The sequence below is a fragment of the Bradyrhizobium jicamae genome (assembly GCF_018130215.1).
Lineage (GTDB): Bacteria > Pseudomonadota > Alphaproteobacteria > Rhizobiales > Xanthobacteraceae > Bradyrhizobium > Bradyrhizobium jicamae_A.
Genome location: NZ_JAFCKQ010000001.1, coordinates 584,416 through 606,512, shown reverse-complemented (window position 1 = coordinate 606,512; position 22,097 = coordinate 584,416). Strand labels below are relative to the sequence as shown.

General features: G+C 65.4%; 19 protein-coding genes. 7 read left to right on the top strand and 12 right to left on the bottom strand.

Annotated elements, in window-relative coordinates:
- Positions 1–100 precede the first annotated feature (100 nt).
- The 8 genes from JQ586_RS02750 to ubiE all read right to left on the bottom strand — a co-directional run bounded on the left by JQ586_RS02750 (position 101) and on the right by ubiE (position 10,033).
- The gene (locus JQ586_RS02750; RefSeq protein WP_212393018.1) at positions 101–823 is read right to left on the bottom strand and encodes a nucleotidyltransferase family protein; all 723 of its coding nucleotides are present in this window, start codon (positions 821–823) and stop codon (positions 101–103) included.
- Positions 824–947: 124 nt separating this feature from the next.
- Complete coding sequence (locus JQ586_RS02745; protein ID WP_212392924.1) at positions 948–1,268, bottom strand: PilZ domain-containing protein; 321 nt, start codon at positions 1,266–1,268, stop codon at positions 948–950.
- Positions 1,269–1,358: 90 nt separating this feature from the next.
- The gene (tsaE, locus tag JQ586_RS02740; protein WP_212392923.1) at positions 1,359–2,882 is read right to left on the bottom strand and encodes a tRNA (adenosine(37)-N6)-threonylcarbamoyltransferase complex ATPase subunit type 1 TsaE; all 1,524 of its coding nucleotides are present in this window, start codon (positions 2,880–2,882) and stop codon (positions 1,359–1,361) included.
- Positions 2,879–5,389, bottom strand: a complete 2,511-nt coding sequence (locus JQ586_RS02735) for a PAS domain-containing sensor histidine kinase (protein ID WP_212392922.1) — start codon at positions 5,387–5,389, stop codon at positions 2,879–2,881. The genes tsaE and JQ586_RS02735 overlap by 4 nt, the downstream gene beginning before the upstream one ends.
- A gap of 373 nt (positions 5,390–5,762) precedes the next feature.
- A complete protein-coding gene (dut, locus tag JQ586_RS02730) occupies positions 5,763–6,221 on the bottom strand; it encodes a dUTP diphosphatase (RefSeq protein WP_212392921.1) in 459 nt (152 codons plus the stop codon).
- Positions 6,218–7,642: a bifunctional phosphopantothenoylcysteine decarboxylase/phosphopantothenate--cysteine ligase CoaBC gene (coaBC, locus tag JQ586_RS02725; protein WP_212392920.1), complete on the bottom strand. Its 1,425-nt coding sequence runs from the start codon at positions 7,640–7,642 to the stop codon at positions 6,218–6,220. Before coaBC ends, dut begins: the two co-directional genes overlap by 4 nt.
- Positions 7,643–7,700: 58 nt before the next feature.
- Positions 7,701–9,275, bottom strand: a complete 1,575-nt coding sequence (gene ubiB, locus JQ586_RS02720) for a 2-polyprenylphenol 6-hydroxylase (RefSeq protein WP_212393017.1) — start codon at positions 9,273–9,275, stop codon at positions 7,701–7,703.
- The gene (gene ubiE / locus JQ586_RS02715) at positions 9,272–10,033 is read right to left on the bottom strand and encodes a bifunctional demethylmenaquinone methyltransferase/2-methoxy-6-polyprenyl-1,4-benzoquinol methylase UbiE (protein WP_212393016.1); all 762 of its coding nucleotides are present in this window, start codon (positions 10,031–10,033) and stop codon (positions 9,272–9,274) included. The genes ubiB and ubiE overlap by 4 nt, the downstream gene beginning before the upstream one ends.
- A gap of 140 nt (positions 10,034–10,173) precedes the next feature.
- On the opposite strand from ubiE, the gene mutM reads away from it, so the two are divergent.
- Positions 10,174–11,055 carry a bifunctional DNA-formamidopyrimidine glycosylase/DNA-(apurinic or apyrimidinic site) lyase gene (gene mutM, locus JQ586_RS02710; protein ID WP_212392919.1) on the top strand — a complete coding sequence of 294 codons (882 nt, stop codon included), beginning with the start codon at positions 10,174–10,176 and terminating at the stop codon, positions 11,053–11,055.
- Between the two features lie 34 nt (positions 11,056–11,089).
- The gene (ggt, locus tag JQ586_RS02705; protein WP_212392918.1) at positions 11,090–12,769 is read left to right on the top strand and encodes a gamma-glutamyltransferase; all 1,680 of its coding nucleotides are present in this window, start codon (positions 11,090–11,092) and stop codon (positions 12,767–12,769) included.
- A gap of 129 nt (positions 12,770–12,898) precedes the next feature.
- On the opposite strand, the gene JQ586_RS02700 is transcribed toward ggt, so the two are convergent.
- Entirely contained in the window at positions 12,899–14,260 is a 1,362-nt protein-coding gene (locus JQ586_RS02700; RefSeq protein WP_212393015.1) for a serine protease, read from the bottom strand.
- A 112-nt stretch (positions 14,261–14,372) separates the two neighbouring features.
- Here JQ586_RS02700 and JQ586_RS02695 point away from each other — a divergent pair, with 112 nt between their 5' ends.
- A complete protein-coding gene (locus tag JQ586_RS02695; protein ID WP_212392917.1) occupies positions 14,373–15,173 on the top strand; it encodes a molybdopterin-synthase adenylyltransferase MoeB in 801 nt (266 codons plus the stop codon).
- A gap of 3 nt (positions 15,174–15,176) precedes the next feature.
- Here the strand turns inward: JQ586_RS02695 and JQ586_RS02690 are convergent, their stop codons facing one another.
- Positions 15,177–16,184, bottom strand: a complete 1,008-nt coding sequence (locus JQ586_RS02690; RefSeq protein WP_212392916.1) for an aldo/keto reductase — start codon at positions 16,182–16,184, stop codon at positions 15,177–15,179.
- A 119-nt stretch (positions 16,185–16,303) separates the two neighbouring features.
- Here JQ586_RS02690 and JQ586_RS02685 point away from each other — a divergent pair, with 119 nt between their 5' ends.
- Positions 16,304–17,218, top strand: coding sequence for a LysR family transcriptional regulator (locus tag JQ586_RS02685; protein ID WP_212393014.1), 915 nt, complete (start codon positions 16,304–16,306; stop codon positions 17,216–17,218).
- A 176-nt stretch (positions 17,219–17,394) separates the two neighbouring features.
- Here JQ586_RS02685 and JQ586_RS02680 read toward each other — a convergent pair whose 3' ends face one another.
- Positions 17,395–18,399 (bottom strand): D-glycerate dehydrogenase, encoded by a 1,005-nt coding sequence (locus JQ586_RS02680; RefSeq protein WP_212392915.1) that lies wholly within the window; start codon positions 18,397–18,399, stop codon positions 17,395–17,397.
- A gap of 347 nt (positions 18,400–18,746) precedes the next feature.
- Between JQ586_RS02680 and JQ586_RS02675 the strand changes: the two genes are divergently transcribed.
- Positions 18,747–19,277 carry an SH3 domain-containing protein gene (locus tag JQ586_RS02675; protein ID WP_212392914.1) on the top strand — a complete coding sequence of 177 codons (531 nt, stop codon included), beginning with the start codon at positions 18,747–18,749 and terminating at the stop codon, positions 19,275–19,277.
- Between the two features lie 132 nt (positions 19,278–19,409).
- Here the strand turns inward: JQ586_RS02675 and irrA are convergent, their stop codons facing one another.
- Entirely contained in the window at positions 19,410–19,901 is a 492-nt protein-coding gene (gene irrA / locus JQ586_RS02670) for an iron response transcriptional regulator IrrA (RefSeq protein WP_283815408.1), read from the bottom strand.
- A gap of 326 nt (positions 19,902–20,227) precedes the next feature.
- Between irrA and fabA the strand changes: the two genes are divergently transcribed.
- On the top strand, positions 20,228–20,749 hold the full coding sequence (gene fabA / locus JQ586_RS02665; protein ID WP_212393012.1) for a bifunctional 3-hydroxydecanoyl-ACP dehydratase/trans-2-decenoyl-ACP isomerase: 522 nt from the start codon (positions 20,228–20,230) through the stop codon (positions 20,747–20,749).
- 40 nt (positions 20,750–20,789) lie between these two features.
- A complete protein-coding gene (gene fabB / locus JQ586_RS02660) occupies positions 20,790–22,013 on the top strand; it encodes a beta-ketoacyl-ACP synthase I (RefSeq protein ID WP_212392913.1) in 1,224 nt (407 codons plus the stop codon).
- Positions 22,014–22,097 lie beyond the last annotated feature (84 nt).

The following is a 22,097-nucleotide window of genomic DNA, read 5'->3' as shown; positions in this document are numbered from 1 at the left end:
CCCACCGCATCGCCGCTGTCGTCACCCGCGAACCTAGAGGCCGCGGCGTACTGGATTGGATCCCCCGCATGCGCGGAGGATGACAACCGACTATGAGGCGCTACGCCACGCTTTCCAGAAACGCCTCTTCCGCGGCCTGGACTGCGTCGGGGGTTCCGACATGCATCCAGACGCCGTCGAGGCGCAGGCCGAACAGGCGTTCCTGCTCGTTGGCGCGGTCGAACATCTTGGTCAGCGAGAACTGGCCGGCAGGCGCGCCGGCGAACGTCGCCGGCGACATGATCGCGGCACCGGCATAGACGAACGGCACCACCTGATGTTCCCGCCGCGCGCGCAGGGCGCCGTCGGGCAACATGGCGTAGTCGCCGCGGCCGCTATAGCCGATGCTCGAGGTGGTCGGCGCCATCAGGAGCAGGATGTCCATCCGCGCCGGATCAAAGGCTTCGGCGAGCCGCGCCAGATTGGAGCGCACGCCGTCGATCCACATCGTGTCGGCATTGACGTGGAAGAAGGGTGCATCACCGAGCAGCGGCAGTGCCTTGACGACCGCGCCGCCGGTGCCCAGCACCTCGTCGCGTTCGTCGGAAATGATCACGCGCGGGCGGCTGCGGGTCTTGACGTGGTCGATGATCTGATCGGGCAAATAGTGCACGTTGACGACCGCTTCGGTGACCCCGGCGCCGGCAAGCTTGTCGAGCACATGGTCGAGCAGCGGCTGGCCGGCCACGCTCACCAGCGGCTTCGGCATCGTATTCGTCAGCGGGCGCATGCGCACGCCGAGACCTGCGGCGAGCACCATGGCTTTGTGGGGAGTGACGGGCATCTTGCGGATATTCTCGGTCATAACAGCTCTGCGCCGATCATATCACGGCGATTCGGCAAGCACATCAACCAGACCGCATAGTCATCGGACATGACGGCCGTAAGACGGGTGAGGCGATGGAGGCTCAAACGTCGGCTGCCTGCGCGCCGCGTTTGGCCGGTTTCTTCTTCTTGTCGCCCTGTTTCAGGAAGTTGACGCCGATCTGGTCGCCATTGACCCATGCCAGCTCGCAGCGGCGATAGGCCAGTCCTGTGGACGACAGCAGCAGGAAAAACTCCTTCAGATGCAGGCCCTCGACCGAGCCTTCGACAGTGAGCTTGGCACCCGTCTCGGATACGTCCTCCATAATGCAGTCACGCCGCCAGGTGCCGTCGATGCCCATCATGTGAGCCGCGATCCCGCGCTCGAATGTGACGCGATCGCCCCTGCGTCGTTCCGTCCCCATGGGGTGGTCAAGCTCCAGATCAAGGCCCGCCCCTGCCGATGGAGCACAACCAGCGCCAGCTTAGGCAGCGGCTGGCTAACAAGCGGTAAATTACGGTATCGGGGGAGGGACGTTGGCGGCGTACCAGTCGCGCAGCATGGCGAGCGCGGGGTGCCCAAGCGACCGGTTGAGATAGGTCCAGATCCGCGGCTGGTGCTTGAGATATTGCGGCTTGCCGTCGCGCCGGTTCAGCCGTGCGAAAGTGCCGAGCAGGCGGGTATTCCGCTGCGCCGACATGATCGCGTAGAGCTCCGCGAACGCCGCCGGATCGAAGCTCGGGTCGGTGGTGCGCCGCGCCTTGATGTAGCGCGTCAGCAGCGACAGTTCGAGCTGTTCGGGCACGTCGATCCGGGCATCCTGCAGCAGCGACACCACGTCATAGGCCGCAGGTCCCAGCAGCGCATCCTGGAAATCGATGATGCCGACGCGCAGGATTCCGGTGCGCTCGGCGAGCCAGATGAGGTTTGGCGAGTGGTAATCGCGGATCACCCAGGTCTGCGGCGCTGCGGCGGGCTTTTGCAGCAGCGTGCGCCACATCCCGAGAAATTCCGCGCGGAGCTCATCGCTCGGCTGCACGCCGCGATCGGGCATGTACCATTCGAGCATCAGCCCGATCTCGATCAGCCAGGCATCGACGTCGAACACCGGCATGTCGTAGCTTGTCTCCGCCGTCAGCGGCAGCGTTTCCGGCAACACCTCGCGATGCAGCGCCGCCAGCATCTCGGTCGCGGCCTCATAGCGCTCGACGATCGGCTGCGGCGGCTCACCCTCGACCACGCCGGCGCCGCCGAGATCCTCGGTGATGAGGAAGCCGGATTCGAGATCGGTGTGCCGGATAGCGGGGGCGGAGAAGCCGTGCTTGCGCAGGCCGTTGCCGATCGCGACGAACGGCCGGACGTCCTCAGCCAGATGCACCGCCGCACTGTAGGACTTGCCGTCATAGATCGGCGGGCCATCAGGTCGCCGCGGCGAGTTCATCAGGATGACGCTGCCATTGTTTGTGTGCAGCCGCGCATAGGATCGCGTCGAGGCATCACCGGGCATCCGCTCGCGCCGGGCGTCAAGATAACCCGCGCCATCGAGGAATTGGCGCAGCAGCTTCAGGCGAGTGACTTTCGCGGCGGCTTTCCCGTAGCCGGTGATTTCGGCCGCGCGCGCGGTCGATCCCAGCGCCGGGCGATGGCTCAGCGCGATGTCGATGCGGTCGCCGGGTAACGCATCGGGTGCGCGCTCCGGCCATTCGATCAGTGCGACGACGCCGTCGGGCAGCGGCGACAGCCCGATCTCATCGAGCTCACTCGCATCGTTGATACGGTAGAGGTCGGCATGAATGAGCGGGAATGGCGGCAGCTCGTAGCTCTGCGCCAGCGTGAATGTCGGGCTCGGCACTTCCAGCGCATCGTCGACGGCGAGATAGCGGATCAGCGCGCGGGCCGCAGCCGTCTTGCCGGCGCCGAGGTCGCCCGACAGCGTGATCACGTCGCCGGCGCCGATCAAGAGCGCGAGGTCGGCCATCAGCTCCGATGTCGCGCCTTCGTTCGCGAGAGGGACCGAGAATGTGGAGGTCGCAATCATTCCGCAGCGTTGCGATGCGCGGTTTGGTCAACAGGAAAGTCGCAGGTCACCGTCGTGCCCTTTCCGACGGCCGAATCGACGCGCACCCGGCCGCCATGCAGCTCGACAAAGGAACGGACCAGCGACAGGCCGAGACCGGCGCCGCGATGCCGCGAGCCGTGGGAGTGGCTTTCGAACCAGTTGAAGACCTTGTCCTTCATTTCCGGCGGAATGCCGGGACCGGAATCGGTGACCGCGAATACCACGCTGTGGCCGGTCCGCCGTGCGCTGATCGTGACGGTGGCGTCGTGTGGCGAGAAGCCCACGGCGTTGGCGAGCAGGTTATAGAGCACCTGCACCACGCGCCGTTCGTCGCCGATGAAGCCGCCGATGCCGGGCTCGATATCGACCTTGAGCGTGATGCGATCGGTCGCCAGCCGGTCCTGGATGCCCTCGGCGGCAGCCTCGATCGCCTGGCCAATGTTGACAGGGCCGAGCTCGAGCTTCATCGCGCCGGCGTCGATGGTGGCGAGATCGAGGATGTTGTTGGTCAACGCCAGCAGCGCGTTGGTCGATTTGGTGACGTAGTCGAGATATTCGGCCTGCTTCGGCGTCAGCGGGCCGGTCGAGGGATCGCTGAGGAAATGCGCGAAGCCGATGATGGTGGTGAGCGGTGCGCGCAGCTCGTAGGACACGTGGTGGACGAAATCCACCTTCATCTGGTCGGCGGCTTCCAGCGCCTCATTGCGCTCGCGCAGCGCGCGCTCGACATTCTCGGTGTCGGTGATGTCCTGGAAGGTGAGCAGCGTCGCGCCGTCGGGCAGCGGAATGGTCATGCAATCCAGCACGCTGCCGTCCTTGCGCTCCAGCTTGAGCGCGACCTGGGCGCGGTTCTCGATCGCGGTGACCGATTCGCGCAGCGTCCGCCAGGTCTGCGCATCGTCGTAGAGCGGCTTGCACAGCGCTTCCACCGCCTCGATATGCGGCTCGCCGTTCAAGGCGTCGGGCGACAGCTTCCACATCCTGGCGAAGGCCGGATTGAACAGGCGTGCGCGGCCGTTGCTGCCGAACACCGCGACCGCCTCGGCAAGGTTGTCGAGGGTCTCGCGCTGCACCCGCGTCAGGCCGTCGAAGCGGCGGGCGAGGTCGAGGCTCTCGGTGACGTTGTCGAACAGATAGGTCACGCCGCCTTCAAGATTCGGCGTGGTGACGACGCTGACCGCCCGACCGTCGGGCAGGAACCAGGTGTAGGTCTCGGACTCGACCGCGCGATAGGCCTCGTGCAGCTTGGCCTTCCAGGCGCGGAAATCCGGCTGCTCCGGCAGCTTGCGGGTGGCACGCAGCCGGTCGAGGATGCTGGAGTCGTCGGGATTGCTGTCGAGGAACGACTGGTCGAGGCCCCAAAGGCGCCGGTAGGATTCATTATAGAAGGTGAGCCGCCGGTCGGCGTCGAACACGGCCACGCCCGAGGACAACTGGTCCAGGGTGCGCCGGTGCGCCTCGACCATCCGCGTCAGCGCCGCGCGCAGCGCGGCGGCCTCGCTGGCATCGATTGCGATGCCGGCGCTACCGCCGGTCAGCTTGAGCGCCTGCACGTCGTAGATCCGCCGCTCGCCGCTGACGACGATCGGCAGGCGCGCGGCATAGCTCGCATTGTCGTTGAGCGCCCGCGTCAGCTCGGTGCGCTGATCGCTTTCGAGCAGTTCGAGATTGCGCTGGAGCGCGTCGGTGACGCTGGCGCCCTCGGTGGCGCGGACATAGGCCGCGTTGGCGTAGCGCAGATTGCCTTCGATGCTCCTGGCCCAGATCGGCCAGGGCGCGGCGGCGGCAAAGTCGCGCAGCAGCTCGGTCTCTTCCTGCAGCGTCTTGTAGCGCAGGTTCGATTCGGCGAGCTCGCGCCTGAGGCCGCCGAGCTCGCGGATCCGCACGATGGCCTGTCCGCCGATCGCGCGCCCCATCGCCTCGATGGCGCGCCCGGCCGATGTCGAGAGGTTGAGCAGGAAAGCCTCGCCCTTTTCGCGCAGCGCGTCGACGGCATGATCCATCTGCAGCGCCGGCTCGGGCGGCAGCCAGGTTCCGAAGGCGAGGATGCGCTGCGGCGAACCTTCCTGCGACATCACGAGCGAGATGTCGCCCGAGATTTGCGGCCGGTTGTCGCCCGCGGCCCAGGAGATCAGCACCTGCGGCTCGGCGAACAGCAGCGCGCGCAGCCGGTCGGACTGCACCTGCAGATCGGCGATATCGGAGCGCAGCCGCTCCTCGTTGCGGGTCGCGCGCACGCGGGTGCGCATCAAGAGGATCGCGGAGACGACGGAAAAGCCGACCAGGGCAAAGGACGTCGCGAGAACCGCGACCTCCTGATGATTGAGGCCGAAATGATCCGAGACCGCCTGGGTGAGCGTCATCTCGGCGGCTATGGCAGCGCGGGCGGGCAGCAATGCCGTCATGGCGAGCCCGATCGCGCCGTCGCGCGCCAGTGAGGTGCATGACAGCAGGGTTCGACGCATCGCCGCGACTACGCCCAACATATGTTGCCCCAGAACGCACAACTCCCAGGCAGGATCCGAAAATGGGAAGAACAATCTCCCCCTGGCGACAAACGCTTCGCGTTTACGCCGGGATCATGCCCAAGCAAAGCAGGACCAGAAAGCGCGACGAAAACCCCCCGTCGTGCTCGAATCAAAGCAGAATAGTCCCAACGGGAGTCAGCGAGTAAGAGTCCAGATCGTGAACGCAGAATCGGCTGTGAAAAAATGCGCGGCGGCGACGCTGCATCGTGTGCATTTGACTCGAAATGACTCCGTATTTGCGCGGAAGAGCCTTGTCATCGGAACATGATCTTGCGGAGGAACCGGTGCCCACTTTGCGCAGGCACGCGGCCATTCCGGTCCGGATCATGCTCTAGCGGCCGGTTGAACCAAACCCGCCGCTGCCGCGCTCGGTCGAGGACAGCACCTCGACGGGAACCAGCTCCGCCCGGGTGACGGGCGCGATCACCATCTGCGCGATACGCTCGCCGCGGCGGATCGAGAACGCCGCCTGGCCGTGATTGATCAAGAGCACGTTGATCTCGCCGCGATAGTCGGCGTCGATCGTGCCGGGCGAGTTCAGCACCGTGATGCCGTGCTTGGCGGCGAGGCCGGAGCGCGGCCGCACCTGCGCCTCGAAGCCGGGTGGCAGCGCGATGGTCAGCCCGGTCGGAACCATCTCGTAGCGTCCCGGCAACAGGATCAGGGGCGCGGACTGCGGCACCGCAGCCAGGAGATCGAGCCCGGCGGCGTCGGCGGTCTGGTAGGCCGGCAACGGCAGATCCGCGCCATGCGGAAGCTGGCGGATTTCGACCTTGATGGCTGCGCTCACGATGCCGTCCCCACGGTTCTTGCGATCCGCGACACCAGCGCAGCGGCGACCTCTTCCTTGGTCATGACCGGCCAGGAGTCGACCGTCACGTCCTTGCCCTCACGCGCCAGCAGATGGACGGTATTGCGGTCGCCGCCCATCACGCCTGATGCCGGTGACACGTCGTTGGCGACGATCCAGTCGCAGCCCTTGCGGGCGAATTTCGCCTTGGCATTGTCGATCAGATGCTCGGTCTCGGCGGCAAAACCGATCACCAGCGGTGGCCGCTTGTCCTTCAGCTTCGAGATCGTGGCGAGGATGTCGGGGTTCTCGACCAGCTGCAGCGGCGGCATGCCGGCCGAGGTCTTCTTCAGCTTCTGCGTCCCCTCGCTGACGACGCGCCAGTCGGCGACGGCGGCGGCGAAGATCGCGACGTCGACCGGCAGCGCCGCCTCGACCCGGTGCAGCATGTCGCGTGCGGATTCAACGCGCATGACCGAGATGCCGGCCGGATCGTGCAATTCGACCGGGCCGGACACCAGCACGACATCGGCGCCGGCCGCTCGCGCCGCGACGGCAATGGCAAAGCCCTGCTTGCCGGAGGAGCGGTTGGCGATGTAGCGGACCGGATCGATCGCCTCATGGGTCGGGCCGGCAGTGATCAGGACGCGCTTGCCGGCCAGCGGGCGTGGTTGCGGCGGTCGCAGCATGTGGTCGGCGGCGGCGGCGATCTCGGTCGGCTCGGCCATCCGCCCGACCCCGGCTTCGCCTGCCTCGGCCATCTCGCCGGCATTGGGGCCGACGGTATGGATGCCGTCGCGGCGGAGCTGCAGCACGTTGCGGCGTGTGGCCGGATTGTTCCACATCAGGGGGTTCATCGCCGGCGCCAGCAGGATCGGCCGATTGGCCGCGAGCAGGACAGCGCTGGCGAGGTCGTCGGCATGGCCGTGCGCCATCTTGGCCATCAGGTCGGCAGTCGCCGGCGCCACCACGATCAGGTCGCACTCGCGGGCAAGGCGGATATGGCCGGCGTCGAACTCGCTCTCGGCATCGAACAGGTCGGTGTAGACGCGCTCATGCGACAGCGCGCTGGCGGCAAGCGGGGTGATGAATTGCCGGGCTGCACTGGTCAGCACGCAGCGGACCTGGATATGCCGCTCCTTCAGCCGCCGGATCAAATCCAGCGCCTTGTAGGCGGCGATTCCACCGCCGATGATCAGGGTGATCCGGGGCTCTCCGGCCGCGCTGGCCGCGCGGGGGACGGGCGCAGAGCTGGCCGCGGGGACGGCTGCGACCGCCTCGGCGGGCTCGGCACGACCGTCCGCGAGCTCGCGCAAGATGACCCGGACCTCCTCCTCGACCGAGCGTCCATTCTTGGCGGAGCGCAGCCGCAGATAGGCCTTCAGCGTGTCGTCGAGCTTTCGGATGGTCAGGCTGGCCATGGCGCGCCCTCAGATATGATAGCAACGCTATCATATCATGCATGCATTGCAATCAAATTCACTGCGACCGGATCGCAAAGAAGATTGCAATGAGGGCGATGGCGATGACCCAAAGGCCGACGGTTTGCACCCGGGCCTTTCGGGCCTCGGCATGGGCCATTTGCTCAATGGTATCCGATGACAGCATGTGACCCTCGCTGGTCATGGTCTCCAACTGCTCGAGCACCGTCACGGCGCGGCTGGCGATCGCCGGCAGGCCGGACAGGATGCGGCCGAGCTCGCCGGCGCCCGACATCGCGCTCTGGATACGACCAGCCGGGCCGAGATTCTGCGTGATCCATTCGCGCACCACGGGGTCGGCGATCTTCCAGATGTCGAGCTTGGGGTCGAAGCCGCGCGCCACGCCCTCGACCACCACCATGGTTTTCTGCAAGAGGATCAGCTCCGGCCGCGTCTGCATGTCGAACAGGCCCGTGACCTCGAGCAGCAGCGTCAGCAGCTTCGCCATCGAGATCTCTTCGGCGGTGCGGTTGTGGATCGGCTCGCCGATGGCGCGGATCGCCTGCGCGAAATTCTCCACCGAATGATGTCCCGGCACATAACCGGCCTCGAAATGCACCTCGGCGACGCGGCGATAGTCGCGGGTGATGAAGCCGAGCAGGATCTCCGCAAGGAAACGCCGCTCCTTCGATCCGAGCCGGCCCATGATGCCGAAGTCGACGGCGACCAGTCGGCCGGCCTCGTCAAGGAACAGATTGCCGGGATGCATGTCGGCGTGGAAGAAACCGTCGCGCAGCGCGTGGCGCAGAAAGCTCTGGATCACCTTGCGGCCGAGATCCGGCAGGTCGACCTTGGCCTCCGCCAGCCGCGCGTGGTCGTTGAGCGCGATGCCGTCGATCCACTCCATCGTCAGCACGTTGTGGGTGGTGCGGTCCCAGTCGACGGTCGGCACGCGGAAATCCGGATCGTCCTGCGTGTTCTCCGCCATCTCCGACAGCGCGGCCGCCTCGAGCCGCAGGTCCATCTCCATCGCGACCGAGCGCGACATCGTGTTGATGACCTCGATCAGCCTCAGGCGACGCGCCTCGGCGGAGTGAGCCTCCGCGTTGCGCGCGACGAAGAAGAAATCGCTGAGGTCACGGCGAAAGCGCGCGGCGACATTCGGCCGGAGCACCTTCACCGCGACCTGGCGGCGGATGCCATCGCGCTCGACCTCGCCGCGATGCACCTGTGCGATCGAGGCTGCGGCCACCGCGGGTCCGAGGCTGGCAAAGGCTTGCGACAGCGGCCGTTCCAGCGATTGCGCGATCACCGTCTCAGCCTCATCCTGCGAGAATGGCGGCAGCCGGTCCTGCAGGCTTTCAAGGTCGCGCGCCATCACGACGCCGACGACGTCGGGCCGCGTCGCGAGGAACTGTCCGAGCTTGAGGTAGGCGGGTCCGAGCCGCGTCAGCGCGCGCGACAGCCGCGCGCCGGACTTGGCACCGGGGCGTTCGATCAGCCGCGCCAGCTTCAGCGCAAGCTGTCCGGGCGGCGGCACCAGCGAGGGATCGACGACGCCGAACACGCCCTCGCGCGCAAACACGAGGCCGGCGCGGGCGAGGCGCGTGATGTGGGACAGTGCCGAGATCACAAACGCCAGCCCGAATGCAGCGCCACGATGCCGCCGGAGAGGCTCTGCCACTTCACGCGCGAGAAGCCGGCGGCGCCGATCATCTCGGCGAACGCGTTCGGCCGCGGAAATTTGCGGATCGACTCGACGAGGTATTGATAGGACTCGGCATCACCGGTGACGGCGCGGCCGAGCTGCGGGATCACCTTGAACGAGAACAGGTCGTAGAGCCGGTCGAGGCCTGGCACGTCGACGGTGGAGAATTCCAGGCACAGGAAGCGGCTGCCCGGCTTCAGCACGCGATAGGCCTCGCGCAGCGCAAGGTCGATCCGCGGCACGTTGCGGATGCCGAAGGCGATCGTGTAGGCGTCGAACGAGCGATCCGCGAAGGCAAGTGTCTCGGCGTTGCCCTCGACGAACGCCACGCGGTCATCGAGGTGCTGCTTGGCGGCGCGCTCGCGGCCGACCGCCAGCATGTCGCCATTGATGTCGCAGACGGTGGCGCGGAAGCCGGCGCCGCCGGCCTTGGCGGCGCGGAAGGCGATGTCGCCGGTGCCGCCGGCGACATCGAGCAGGGTGAACGGCTTGTCGCCCTTGGGTGGATCGAGCGTGGTGATCATGACGTCCTTCCAGGCCCGGTGCAGGCCTGCCGACATCAGATCGTTCATCAGATCATAGCGCGACGCCACGCTGTGAAACACCTCGTTCACCAGCGTCTGCTTCTCGCCCAGGGGCACGTCCCTGAAGCCGAAATGGGTGGTTTGCTCCGGCCGATCCATCACTCAGAACTCTTACCTTTTTGGTCGCGTTTTCCTCACGCGAACCGGTGCCCACTTCGCTCGGAAACGCTCCAGCCAGACCATAGCGCGGCGGCCGCAATGGCGCTATCACGTCACCTTCAAAAGGTGAATGCCCTGCTATGCCGGAATTACCCGAAGTCGAGACCGTCCGCCGCGGCCTGCAGCCGGCCATGGAGGGCTCCAGGATCGTCAAGGCCGAAGCCCGCCGCAAGGATTTGCGGTTTCCGTTTCAAAAAGACTTCATCGCCCGGCTCGAGGGCCAGACCGTCACCGGACTTGGCCGTCGCGCCAAATATTTGATGGCGGACCTCACCTCGGGCGACGTGCTGCTGATGCATCTGGGGATGTCAGGCTCGTTCCGCGTGCACAAGGAGGAGGGGGACGCGACACAAGGCCAATTCCACCATCCGCGGAGCGAGGATCGCGCCCACGATCATGTCGTGTTCCACATGTCGTCGGGAGCTGCGGTTGTCTTCAACGATCCGCGCCGCTTCGGCTACATGAAGATCATCGCGCGCAACGCGCTCGAGGATGAGCCGCTCCTGAAGGGGCTGGGTCCCGAGCCGCTAGGCAACGAATTCGATGCCGCGATGCTGGCGCGAGCCTGCCACAACAAGAAGACCAGCCTGAAGGCTGCGCTGCTCGACCAGCGCGTGGTGGCGGGACTCGGCAACATCTATGTCTGCGAGGCCCTGTTTCGCGCGCACCTGTCGCCGCGGCGATTGGCCGCGACGCTTGCGACCGGGAAAGCCGAGCCTACTAATCATTCCACGCACCTGGTCGATGCCATCCATTCGGTGCTCAACCAGGCGATCAAGGCCGGCGGCTCCTCGATCAGCGATCACCGGCTGACCAATGGCGATCTCGGCTATTTCCAGCATTCGTTCCAGGTCTACGACCGCGAAGGCGAGCCGTGCCGAACCAGGGGCTGCGGCGGCACTGTCAAACGATTCACCCAGAATGGCCGTTCGACGTTCTGGTGCCCCAAATGCCAAAAATAGAGTGTCAAGAATAACAACAAGCGGAGAACGGCTCATGGGCGGCAACTGGCGCGACCGCGCGGCAACGGACTTCGAGTGCCAGAAACAGCCGGCGACGTCCAGCCGCGGCATGGTGGTGAGCAATCATCCGCTGGCTTCTGCCGCAGGCGCCGAGATGCTTGCCGCCGGCGGCAACGCGATCGATGCAGCGATCGCGACCCTGTTCACGCTGACCCTGGTCGAGCCGATGATGGTCGGCATCATCGGCGGCGGTATGGCGCATATCCGCCTCGCCGACGGCAGTCACCGCTTTATCGACGGGCAGAGCACCGTGCCGAAGGCAGTGCAGCCGGACACCTATACCTCCAAGCCCGGCTCGGCGCATGACGTGTTCGATACGGTCGGCAACGAGAACCTCAACGGGCCGAAGGCGGTTGCCGTGCCAGGCTCGCTGAAGGCCTGGTGCGAGACCCTGCGCCGCTTCGGCACCATGAGTCTTGCCGACGTGATGCAGCCGGCGATCAAGCATGCCGCGCGCGGCTATGCGACAACACCTTATTTGCACGAATGCATCACCGACGGCGCCGAGGTGATGCTGAAGGACAAGCCGATCTCGGCGATCTATCTGCCGAACGGCACGCCGCTGAAGCCCGGCGAGCGCGTGGTGCAGGCGGAATATGCGGAGACATTGAAGTACATCGCCGAGCATGGCGAGGACGCGCTGTATCGGGGACCGCTCGGCGACATCCTCGTCGACTACATGCAGGCGAACGGCGGCTTCATCGCGCGCGAGGACCTCACCACCTACAAGACCGTCGAGCGGCAGCCGATCCGCGCCGACTATCGCGGCTGGGAGATTCTGGGCCCGCCGCCGCCGGCGGCGTCCGGCGTGCATATCACGCAGATGCTCAACATTCTCGAAGGCTATGACATCGCGCGCCTCGGCTTCGGCTCGACCGAGACCATTCATCTTCTCGCCGAAGTGCTGAAGATCGCCTTTGCCGATCGCGAGGCCGCGAGCGGCGATCCCGCCTACATCAACGTGCCGGTGGAGCGGCTGACCTCGAAGGCCTATGCCGACGAGCGTCGATCCGCGATCGATCCCGCTTCCGCGCAGGCCTGGAGCGCCGGCGTCGCGCAGCTCGAAAGCGCGCACACCACGCACATGACCGCGGCGGACGCCATGGGCAACGTGGTCGCGACCACGCAGACCATCAACAATCTGTTTGGCGCGAAGATCCTGATCCCCGGTCTCGGCACCATCCCGAACAACTACATGAACCTGTTCGACCCGCGGCCGGGACACGCGCTGTCGCTCGCCGCAGGCAAGCGCGTCACCACCTCGATGTCGCCACTGATGGCGCTGCGCGACGGCAAGCTCACTTATGCGCTCGGGCTGCCCGGAGGAAAACGCATCTTCCCGAGCGCGATGCAGGCGCTGATCAACCTGATCGACCACGGCATGAGCCTGCAGGAGGCAGTCGAGGCGCCGCGGGTCTGGACCGAAGGCAATGCGCTCGAGGTCGAGCAGGCGGTGCCGGAAACCGTTCGCGCCGCGCTCGCCGCGAAGGGGCACAAGGTGCAGGTGGTGTCGACGGTGGCCGGCGGCATGAACGGCATCGTGTTCAACGACGACGGCACCATGACCGGCGCCGCCTGCTGGCGTGCCGACGGCACGCCGGTCGGCATCGCGGGCGGGTATGCGCGGGCTGGTGTGCGGTTCATGTTGCGGTGAGGAAAGTTGGTTGGGCTTCCTCGCCCCGCTCTTGCGGGAAGAGTGTGGGGTGAGGGGCTCCATCCGCCAGGCGGTGCCCGCTGCACGACCTGTACCCCCTCATCGGACCGCAAGCGGGGCGAGGTGGACTTACTTCCTGACGCAGATCACGCGGACCACAGCGGCCTTGGCGTCAGCCGAACCGCCCGATGCGTTCACACCGTGCGCCTTCAGGAAATCGCGCACGGTGTCCGGCTGCACCAGCGCGGCCTGCGCCGGAGGTGTTGCGCTGGCCGGGCCCGCGACGACGACCGGCTTCAGCAGCGCGACGCCGGCGAACTTGCCGTCGCTGTCGAGCGCTGCCGCGCCGGAGAAGCCGACCGGCGGCGCCGGTGACAGCGCCATTTCGCCTCCGCCGCCGAGTTGCGCCACTGAGGCCTTCACGCTGCTCACCGCCGCACCGCCGCCCTGGTTCTGCGGATCAGAGATGCCCGTGATTTCAAACGCCGTCCCGGTCGCATTGCCGGCGACGGAAAGCGGCTTCAATCCGCGCGCGCCATAGATGTGCAGCAGTGCGAGATCGTGCTCCTTGTCATCGGCGACACGATCGGCATTGCCGTAGCCGGGAATCGTCAGCGCGATGCAGTCATCGGTCACCAGGCGATCAGTGACGATGGCGCCGTCATCGCTGACCACGACACCGGTGCCATAGTCGACGGTCTTGCGCGGCGGCGGGCCGCCCTGCACGCCCGATGGAAACGCGTTGAATGCGCTCGACATCGCGATCACGACCGGCTCGACGGTATTTTCGGTTGCCTGATCATAGAGGATGGTGAGAACGCGCACCTCGTCGCCCCGGAAGGTGCCGCGCAGGTAGAACTTCTTCAGTCCCTGCATGCCCGACAGCACGAAGAAGTCCGGCTTCACCACGGTGTAGTCGATGGTGCGGCCGGCCGGTTCCTTCTTTTCGCGCTCGGCGAGCTTGGCGGTGGTCGGGTTTGCCTCCTTGCGCCGGGCGAGCTGCACCTGGATCGTGCCGGTCGGTGAGGTCCATTTGGCGCCGGAGGCATCGCTCGTGAGCTGTGGCACAAGCTTTGTGGGAATGCCGAGACGCGCGCCGGTGGCGGGCTCGGTGACGATCCTCCAGCCGACATTCTCCTGCCGCCGCCGCGCCGTGTCGGCGAGCAGGCCGCGTTCCTGCGGATTCAGCACGCCGGTCGGCTTGCCGCCCTTGTTCTTCTGGAATTCCTTGATCGCGTTGACCATGCGCTCGCTGACATCGCCGGCGATGGCACCGTTATATTCGCCCACCCAGGCAAGATCCGATTGCAGCGCCAGACGCTCGGCCTGCGCCATCGCATTGGCGGTGTCCTCCGGCTTCTGCAGCGCGGGGCGGACAGGTATTGTCGTCACGACCTTCGGCTTGGCGCCGACGGTCGACGGCGGCGTCATCTGGGCATGCACCGCGTCCGCGGCCGCGACCATCAATATTGCCGAAAGCAGCGATCTCATGACAAATCCGGCGGGAATGACTGAAACCATTGACGTCCACGCAATTAAGCACATCTGCTTGGTCGGCAACAACCGCGCCCGGGTTCACGGAGCCGGGCTTTAGGACATCATGATGCTGAGTGCCGATGAACTCGAACGCTACGCCCGCCACATCGTGCTGCGCGAGGTGGGCGGTCCCGGTCAGAACGCGTTGAAGAACGCGTCGGTGCTGGTGATCGGCGCCGGCGGTCTTGGGGCGCCCGTGTTGATGTATCTGGCGGCCGCAGGTATCGGCCGGCTCGGCGTGGTCGATGACGATAGCGTGTCACTGTCCAACCTGCAGCGCCAGATCATCCATGCGACGCCGGACATCGGCAAGCGCAAGGTCGACAGTGCCGCCGCGCAGATCCGTGCGCTCAATCCGCATGTGATGTTCGAGGGGCATCCGGTCCGGCTCGACGCGCACAATGCGATGAAGTTGCTCGCGGGCTACGATCTCGTGCTCGACGGTTCAGATAATTTCGAGACCCGCTATCTGGTTTCGGACGCCTGCTTCCTCGCAGGCAAGCCGCTGATCACGGCGGCGCTCGGCCAGTTCGACGGCTCGCTGACCACGATCCGCGCGCATGAGAAGAACGCGCAGGGCGAATTCAACCCGACCTATCGCTGCCTGTTCCCCGAGCCGCCGCCGCCGGGCACCGTGCCGGCCTGTGCCGAGGCGGGCGTGATGGGCGCGCTCGCCGGCATCATGGGATCGATGATGGCACTGGAGGCGATCCGCGAGATCGTGGGTTTCGGCGAGAGCCTGGTCGGGCGCCTCTTGATGGTGGATGCGCGCGCGATGCGGTTTGAGACCCTGCGCTACGCGCGCGATCCGCAGAACCCGCTCAATGGTGACGCTCCCGGCATCACAGATCTGAGCGGGTATTTTTGAATCTTACGACGCCTTCGCGGGCTTCTCGCTGTCCATATGTTTGAGGTGCTCCTCCGGATAGCGGCCGCCTGAGGCGGCGCCGGCTGGAAACGCCTTGGCCAGCGCAGCAAGATGCGCATCGGACAATTTCACATCAAGCGCACCAAGCGCTTCGGTCAGGCGCTCGCGCCGCCTTGCGCCGACCAGCGGTACGATGTCCTTGCCCTGCGCTGCGACCCAGGCGATCGCGACTTGTGCAGGCGATGCGCCGATCTCCTCGGCGATCACGCGCAGACGATCTGCCAGCGCCAGATTGGCGTCGATATTGCCGGCCTGGAAACGCGGGCTGAGCAGGCGAAAATCCTTCGCGTTCGAGTGATCCTTCGACCAGTGGCCGCTGATCAATCCGCGCGCCAGCACGCCATAGGCTGATATGCCAATGCCGAACTCGCGGCAGGTTTTGAGGATGTCATGCTCGATGCCGCGCGAGATCAGCGAATATTCGATCTGCAGGTCGGTGATCGGATGTATTTTGTGGGCGCGGCGGATGGTGTCGGAACCGACCTCGGACAGGCCGATATGCCGGATCCAGCCGGCCTTGATCATGTCGGCCATGGCGCCGATCGTTTCCTCGATCGGCACGGCGGGATCGAGCCGGGCCGGACGGTAGATGTCGATGTGATCGACGCCGAGTCGCCGCAGCGAATAGGCGACGAAATTCTTCACCGCCTGGGGTCGACTGTCATAGCCGAGGAAGCCGTAATTGGGATCACGCAGCGCGCCGAACTTGACGCTGATCTGCAGATTGTCGCGGCTCCGGCCCTTGAGCGCCTCGCCAATCAGCATTTCATTGTGGCCCATGCCGTAGAAGTCGCCGGTGTCGAGCAGCGTGATGCCGGCCTCGAGTGCGGCATGGATGGTGGCGATGCTCTCGTTGCGGTCGGCGGGGCCGTAGAAATCGGACATGCCCATGCAGCCGAGGCCGATGGCCGAAACGGCTGGGCCGGTGGAACCTAGTTTGCGCTTGTCCATGATGTTTCTCCAGGAAACGGCGACAGGATTCCGCCGCCGAAAGACGGCGCTGATATGAAGCTTTTCGATTGCGTGGATAAGCTGGACAGTGCTGAATGGCTTGTTCAATATACCGAACAATGCAGGATTTCGACCTTCGCGACCTCGACGCCTTCGTGGCGGTGGCGCGCACGCGCAACTTCCGACGTGCGGCGCTCGAGCAGCGCGTCTCGGTGTCGAGCCTCAGCCAGCGTCTGCGTGACATGGAAGAGCGGCTCGGCGTCCGCCTGATGAACCGCACCACGCGCAGCGTCGCACTGACCGAGGCCGGCGAACTGCTGCTCGCACGCGTCGGCCCAGCGATGGCCGACGTCGGCGATGCGCTCAACCAGGTGCGCGGCCTGCGCGCCGAGCCGTCGGGGCGGTTGCGAATCAACGCGCCACCGCCGGCGATCGATCTGGTGCTGGCGCCGATGATCGGGCCGTTCCTTGCCAAACATCCGAAGGTCGATCTGGAGATCGTCGCGGAGAGCGCGTTCGTCGACATCGTCGCGCAGGGGTTCGATGCCGGCGTGCGCTATGGCGAGCACCTGGCGCAGGATATGATCGCGGTGCCGCTGGGCGCTCCGCAGCGCTATGCGGTCGTGGCTTCGAGCGACTATGTCGCGAGGCACGGCCGGCCGATGCATCCGAAGGATCTGCTGGACCACGCCTGCATCCGCACCCGTTTCGGCAGCGGCGCGATCTTCGATTGGGAGTTCGAGAAGAACGGCCGCATGGTGAAGATCTCGCCGCCGGCCAAGCTGATCGCGACCTATCTCGGCCTGGCACTGCGCGCAGTTCATGACGGCGTCGGCTACTGGGCGACGTTCGAGGGCTATGTGCGCTACGGCGTCAAGTCCGGGGCGCTGGTCAGCGTGCTCGACGATTGGTGCCCGCCGTTCCCCGGGCCGTTCCTCTACTATCCGAGCCGCCGCCAGCCACCGCCGGCGCTCGCTGCGTTCGTGTCGTTCGTTGCCGACTGGCGCAAGCAGGCACGCAAGAAAAGCACGTAGGGACGCGTTGGCTTCTTCCGGCCGCGATCTGTCCTCTCCTGCCCCCGAAAGTGGGAAGGTCGGGATGGGGGTCAGCCGCTGGCGACGATGTCTGCCACCGGTTACTTTGCATGGCGTTGTTTTCGATATTTCGAGCGCGGCCCCGGATTTCGCTGCGCTCCATCCGGGCTACGAGGTCACAGCATGCTCGGCAGCACGCGATCCGGCGGCTTGTGGGCGTCGAGGAAGGTTCTGATGTTGATGATCACCTTCTCGCCCATCTCGACCCGGCCCTCGATGGTCGCCGAGCCCATATGCGGCAACAACGCCACCTTGCCGGCCCTGGCGAGCCGCACCAGCTTCGGGTTCACCGCGGGCTCGTGCTCGTAGACGTCGAGAGCCGCACCACCGATCTCGCCGGCTTCGATCAGCTTGATCAGGGTGTCCTCGTCGATCACCTCACCGCGGGACGTGTTGACGATATAGGCCTCTTTCCGGATCAGCTTGAGCCGCCGCGCTGACAGCAGATGGAAGGTGGCCGGCGTGTGCGGACAGTTCACCGAGATGATGTCCATCCGTGCCAGCATCTGGTCGAGGCTTTCCCAATAGGTCGCCCCCAGCTCGTCGGCGATGACAGGCGCCACCGGGCGGCGGTTGTGATAGTGGATCTGCAGGCCGAAGGCGCGGGCGCGCCGCGCCACCGCCTGGCCGATGCGGCCCATGCCGATGATGCCGAGCCGCTTTCCGCCGATGCGATGGCCGAGCATCCAGGTCGGCGACCAGCCGGCCCAGTTCTGCTTGCCCTCGGTCAGGATCGAGGCGCCTTCGATCATGCGCCTGGGCACCGCGAGGATCATCGCCATGGTCATGTCGGCGGTGTCTTCGGTCAGGACTTTAGGCGTGTTGGTGACCGTGATGCCGCGCGCATGCGCGGCCGCGACGTCGATATTGTCGACGCCGTTGCCGAAATTGGCGATCATCTTCAGCTTGCAGTCCGGTTGGTTGATCACGTCCTCGCGGATCAGATCCGTCACCGTCGGCACCAGAATGTCGGCGCTGCGCGCGGCTTCCGCGATCTGCTCCGGCGTCATCGGCGTGTCGTCGAGATTCAGTCTGGCGTCGAACAGCTCGCGCATCCGGGTCTCGATCGAGTCCGGCAGCTTGCGGGTGACGACGACGAGAGGCTTTTTCTTCACCGACATGTCCTGCTTTCATGAGGCCTGCGGCTTGCCAAATTGGCCGCCGTTCAGACCTCATTAACCCGGTTGTTCGACACTGCTGATCGCCGCGCTGTCCCGGCGTTTCCTTTGCGTTTCCTAGGGTTCCCGACACTTGTCCGGCATTCGCCGGCGACATCGGGCGTTCTGGTTCTAGAAGCGTTCCGTCCTCTCTAGCAGAAGGCCGGGCCAAGACAAGAACCCCCAAGAACCCTCTCGGAATCGGCGGTGGAGGAGCTGATGGGAGCGGGCATAGGGCCTGGGGTCGAGGGCGTGAGTTTGGGTAGCAGCTCGCCGAATGCGGGTTGGTCATCTCGACAGGAGACGAGTTGATGGTGGCGTTCTGGCGTTTGGGGTCGTTGGCGGCGCTGGTCGGATGCATGCTGGGTGCGTCGGTCATGCCGGGACATTCGGCCAAGGATGCGAGCCCCACCACCAGCGGATTGCCGATCCCGCGCTATGTCAGCCTGAAATCGGATCATGTGAACGTTCGCGCCGGCCCGACCAAGGACAATGACGTCGCCTGGGTCTACACGCGCGCCGGCCTGCCGGTCGAGATTACCGCCGAATTCGAGAACTGGCGCCGGGTGCGCGATTCCGAGGGAGCCGAGGGCTGGGTCTATCATTCCCTGCTGTCCGGCCGCCGCACCGCCGTCGTCACCATGAAGAACAAGGACGATCTCGCCTCGCTCTATGATCGCCCCGATGCCACCAGCGCGATCGCCGCGCGGCTGCAGGCCGGCGTGGTCGCGCAGGTCAAGAAGTGCACCAACAACTGGTGCCGGGTCACCGGCACCGGGTTTGATGGCTGGATCGAGCAGCAGCGGCTGTGGGGCGTCTACGCCGACGAGAAGGTGGACTGACGTCCATCGCCGTCCCGGCGAAGGCCGGGACCCATACTCCGCAGCAGGCGTAGTTGGGGCGACACGTCGTTCCGGCGGTGCACGACGATCGGCATCGGTGGTTATGGGGGCCGGCCTGCGCCGGGACGACAACTACCGCTTCTTGCGCAGCCGCACGACCATGTCGACGCGAGCGATCTCGAAGCCCTCGGGCACCTCGGGCATCTTGGTCAGCATCAGGTTCGGGTCGGGAATGTCGACCAGCTCGTGATTGTGCTCGAGATAGAAGTGGTGGTGCGCCGAAACGTTGGTGTCGAAATAGGTCTTCGTGCCGTCGACGCTGACCTGGCGGAGCAGGCCGGCATCGGTGAGCTGGTTGAGGGTGTTGTAGACGGTCGCCAGCGACACCGGAACCTTGGCCAGCGTGGCTTCCTCGTACAGCATTTCGGCGGTCAGGTGCCGGGCACCCTTGCCGAACAGCAGCCAGCCCAGCGCCATGCGCTGACGGGTCGGCCGAAGGCCGGCGGCCTGCAGCATCTCGTTGACGTCATGCCAGGGACAGCCGGTCAGGGCCGGGTGATGCCCGGCAGCCTGTGCGGCCGGGTGCACGGCGTCATCGTTCAAAACCGGTACCTCGTCGCTCATATCCACTCTATGCACCTAACTCGCGCAATATTCCCAGCAAATATAAAAAGGATGCTTATCAGATGCAAGTTTTTCGCAACTAGAACGAATCCAAGGTCAAGCAGAAACTGATGCAGAAGCCGTGATTTATCACTGGAATGCCGCTTTGCCGCCCTGTTGGGCCTATGATAGAGAGCGCGCGGACCACATATGCGCTATCGGCAGAGACAAAAGGCCGGCGGCGTACCCAGGTAGCGCCAATTTGCGGGGTACTCCGGTTCCCGCGGGAAAACCGGTCCGGCTCAGGCAAAAAGCGCTTCATCGGGATATTTGAGAGGCTGAAGAGGATGCTGGATCGGCGCGGCGGTTACGAATACGAGGATTTGCTGGCCTGCGGCAGGGGCGAGCTTTTCGGGCCCGGCAATGCCCAGTTGCCGCTGCCGCCGATGTTGATGTTCGACCGCATCAGCCAGATTTCCGAGACCGGCGGCGAATTCGGCAAGGGGCTGGTGCGCGCCGAGCTCGACGTGAAGTCCGATCTCTGGTTCTTCGGCTGCCATTTCAAGAACGATCCGGTGATGCCGGGCTGTCTCGGCCTCGATGCCATGTGGCAAATGGTCGGCTTTTATCTCGGCTGGATCGGCGGTGAAGGTCGTGGCCGCGCACTCGGCCTCGGCGAACTGAAGTTCTCCGGGCAGGTGCTGCCGCATGCGCGCAAGGTTGTGTACAACGTCGATATCAAGCGCGTGATGCGGTCAAAGCTCGTGCTTGGAATTGCCGACGGGTGGCTTTCCATGGACGACGAGATTATTTATCGCGCAAAGGACCTGAAGGTAGGGTTGTTCAAGCAGGGCACGGCACCGTCTTGAGCAGGATCATCATGCAGGACAACGGCAGGGCGAGGCGAACATGAGGCGGGTTGTCATCACGGGGATGGGCATTGTCTCGTCCATCGGTAACAACACCCAGGAAGTGCTTGCGAGCCTCTACGAGGCGAAGTCAGGCATCACGCGCGCGGAGAAGGCCGCAGAGCTCGGCTTTCGCTCGCAGGTGCACGGTGCGCCGACGCTCAATCCCGCCGAGGTGATCGATCGCCGCGCCATGCGGTTCCTCGCCGAGGGCGCGGCCTGGAATCACGTCGCGATGGAGCAGGCGATCCGCGACTCCGGCCTCGAGGAAAGCGACGTCTCCAACGTCCGCACCGGCATCATCATGGGATCCGGCGGCCCGTCGACCCGGACGCTGGTGGAAGCGGCCGACATCGCGCGGGCCAAGGGCCCGAAGCGCGTCGGCCCGTTCGCGGTACCCAAGGGCATGTCGTCGACGGCGTCCGCCACGCTTGCGACCTGGTTCAAGATCAAGGGCGTGAACTACTCTATCTCCTCGGCCTGCGCGACGTCGAACCATTGCATCGGCAACGCCTATGAGACGATTCAGATCGGCAAGCAGGACGTGATCTTCGCCGGCGGCTGCGAGGAACTCGACTGGACGCTGTCGGTGCTGTTCGACGCGATGGGCGCGATGTCGTCGAAATACAACGACACGCCGGCCACTGCCTCCCGTCCCTACGACATCAGCCGCGACGGTTTTGTGATCGCCGGCGGTGCGGGCGTGGTGGTGCTCGAAGAGCTCGAGCATGCCAAGGCGCGCGGCGCCAAGATCTATGGCGAAGTGGTCGGTTATGGAGCGACCTCCGACGGATACGACATGGTGGCGCCGTCGGGCGAGGGCGCCGAGCGCTGCATGCGCATGGCGATGTCGACGGTGAAGACGCCGGTCGACTACATCAATCCGCACGCGACCTCGACGCCGGCCGGCGATCCGCCCGAGATCGAGGCGATCCGCAAGGTGTTCGGCACCGGCGACAAGTGTCCGCCGATCTCCGCCACCAAGGCGCTGACCGGCCATTCGCTCGGCGCCACCGGCGTGCAGGAAGCGATCTATTCGCTTCTGATGCTGAACAACGGTTTCATCTGCGAGAGCGCGCACATCACCGAGCTTGATCCCGCGTTCGCCGACATGCCGATCGTGCGCAAGCGCATCGACAACGCCAGGCTCGGCACAGTGCTGTCGAACTCGTTCGGCTTCGGCGGCACCAACGCCACGCTGGTGTTCAAGCGACTGGATGCCTGATGTCGTGTTGGCTTCCCTTCGCTTGCGCCGAGAGGCCAGCGGGCTGCTGATGGCGACTTTGCGACGATCCGAAACGGAGGTGGC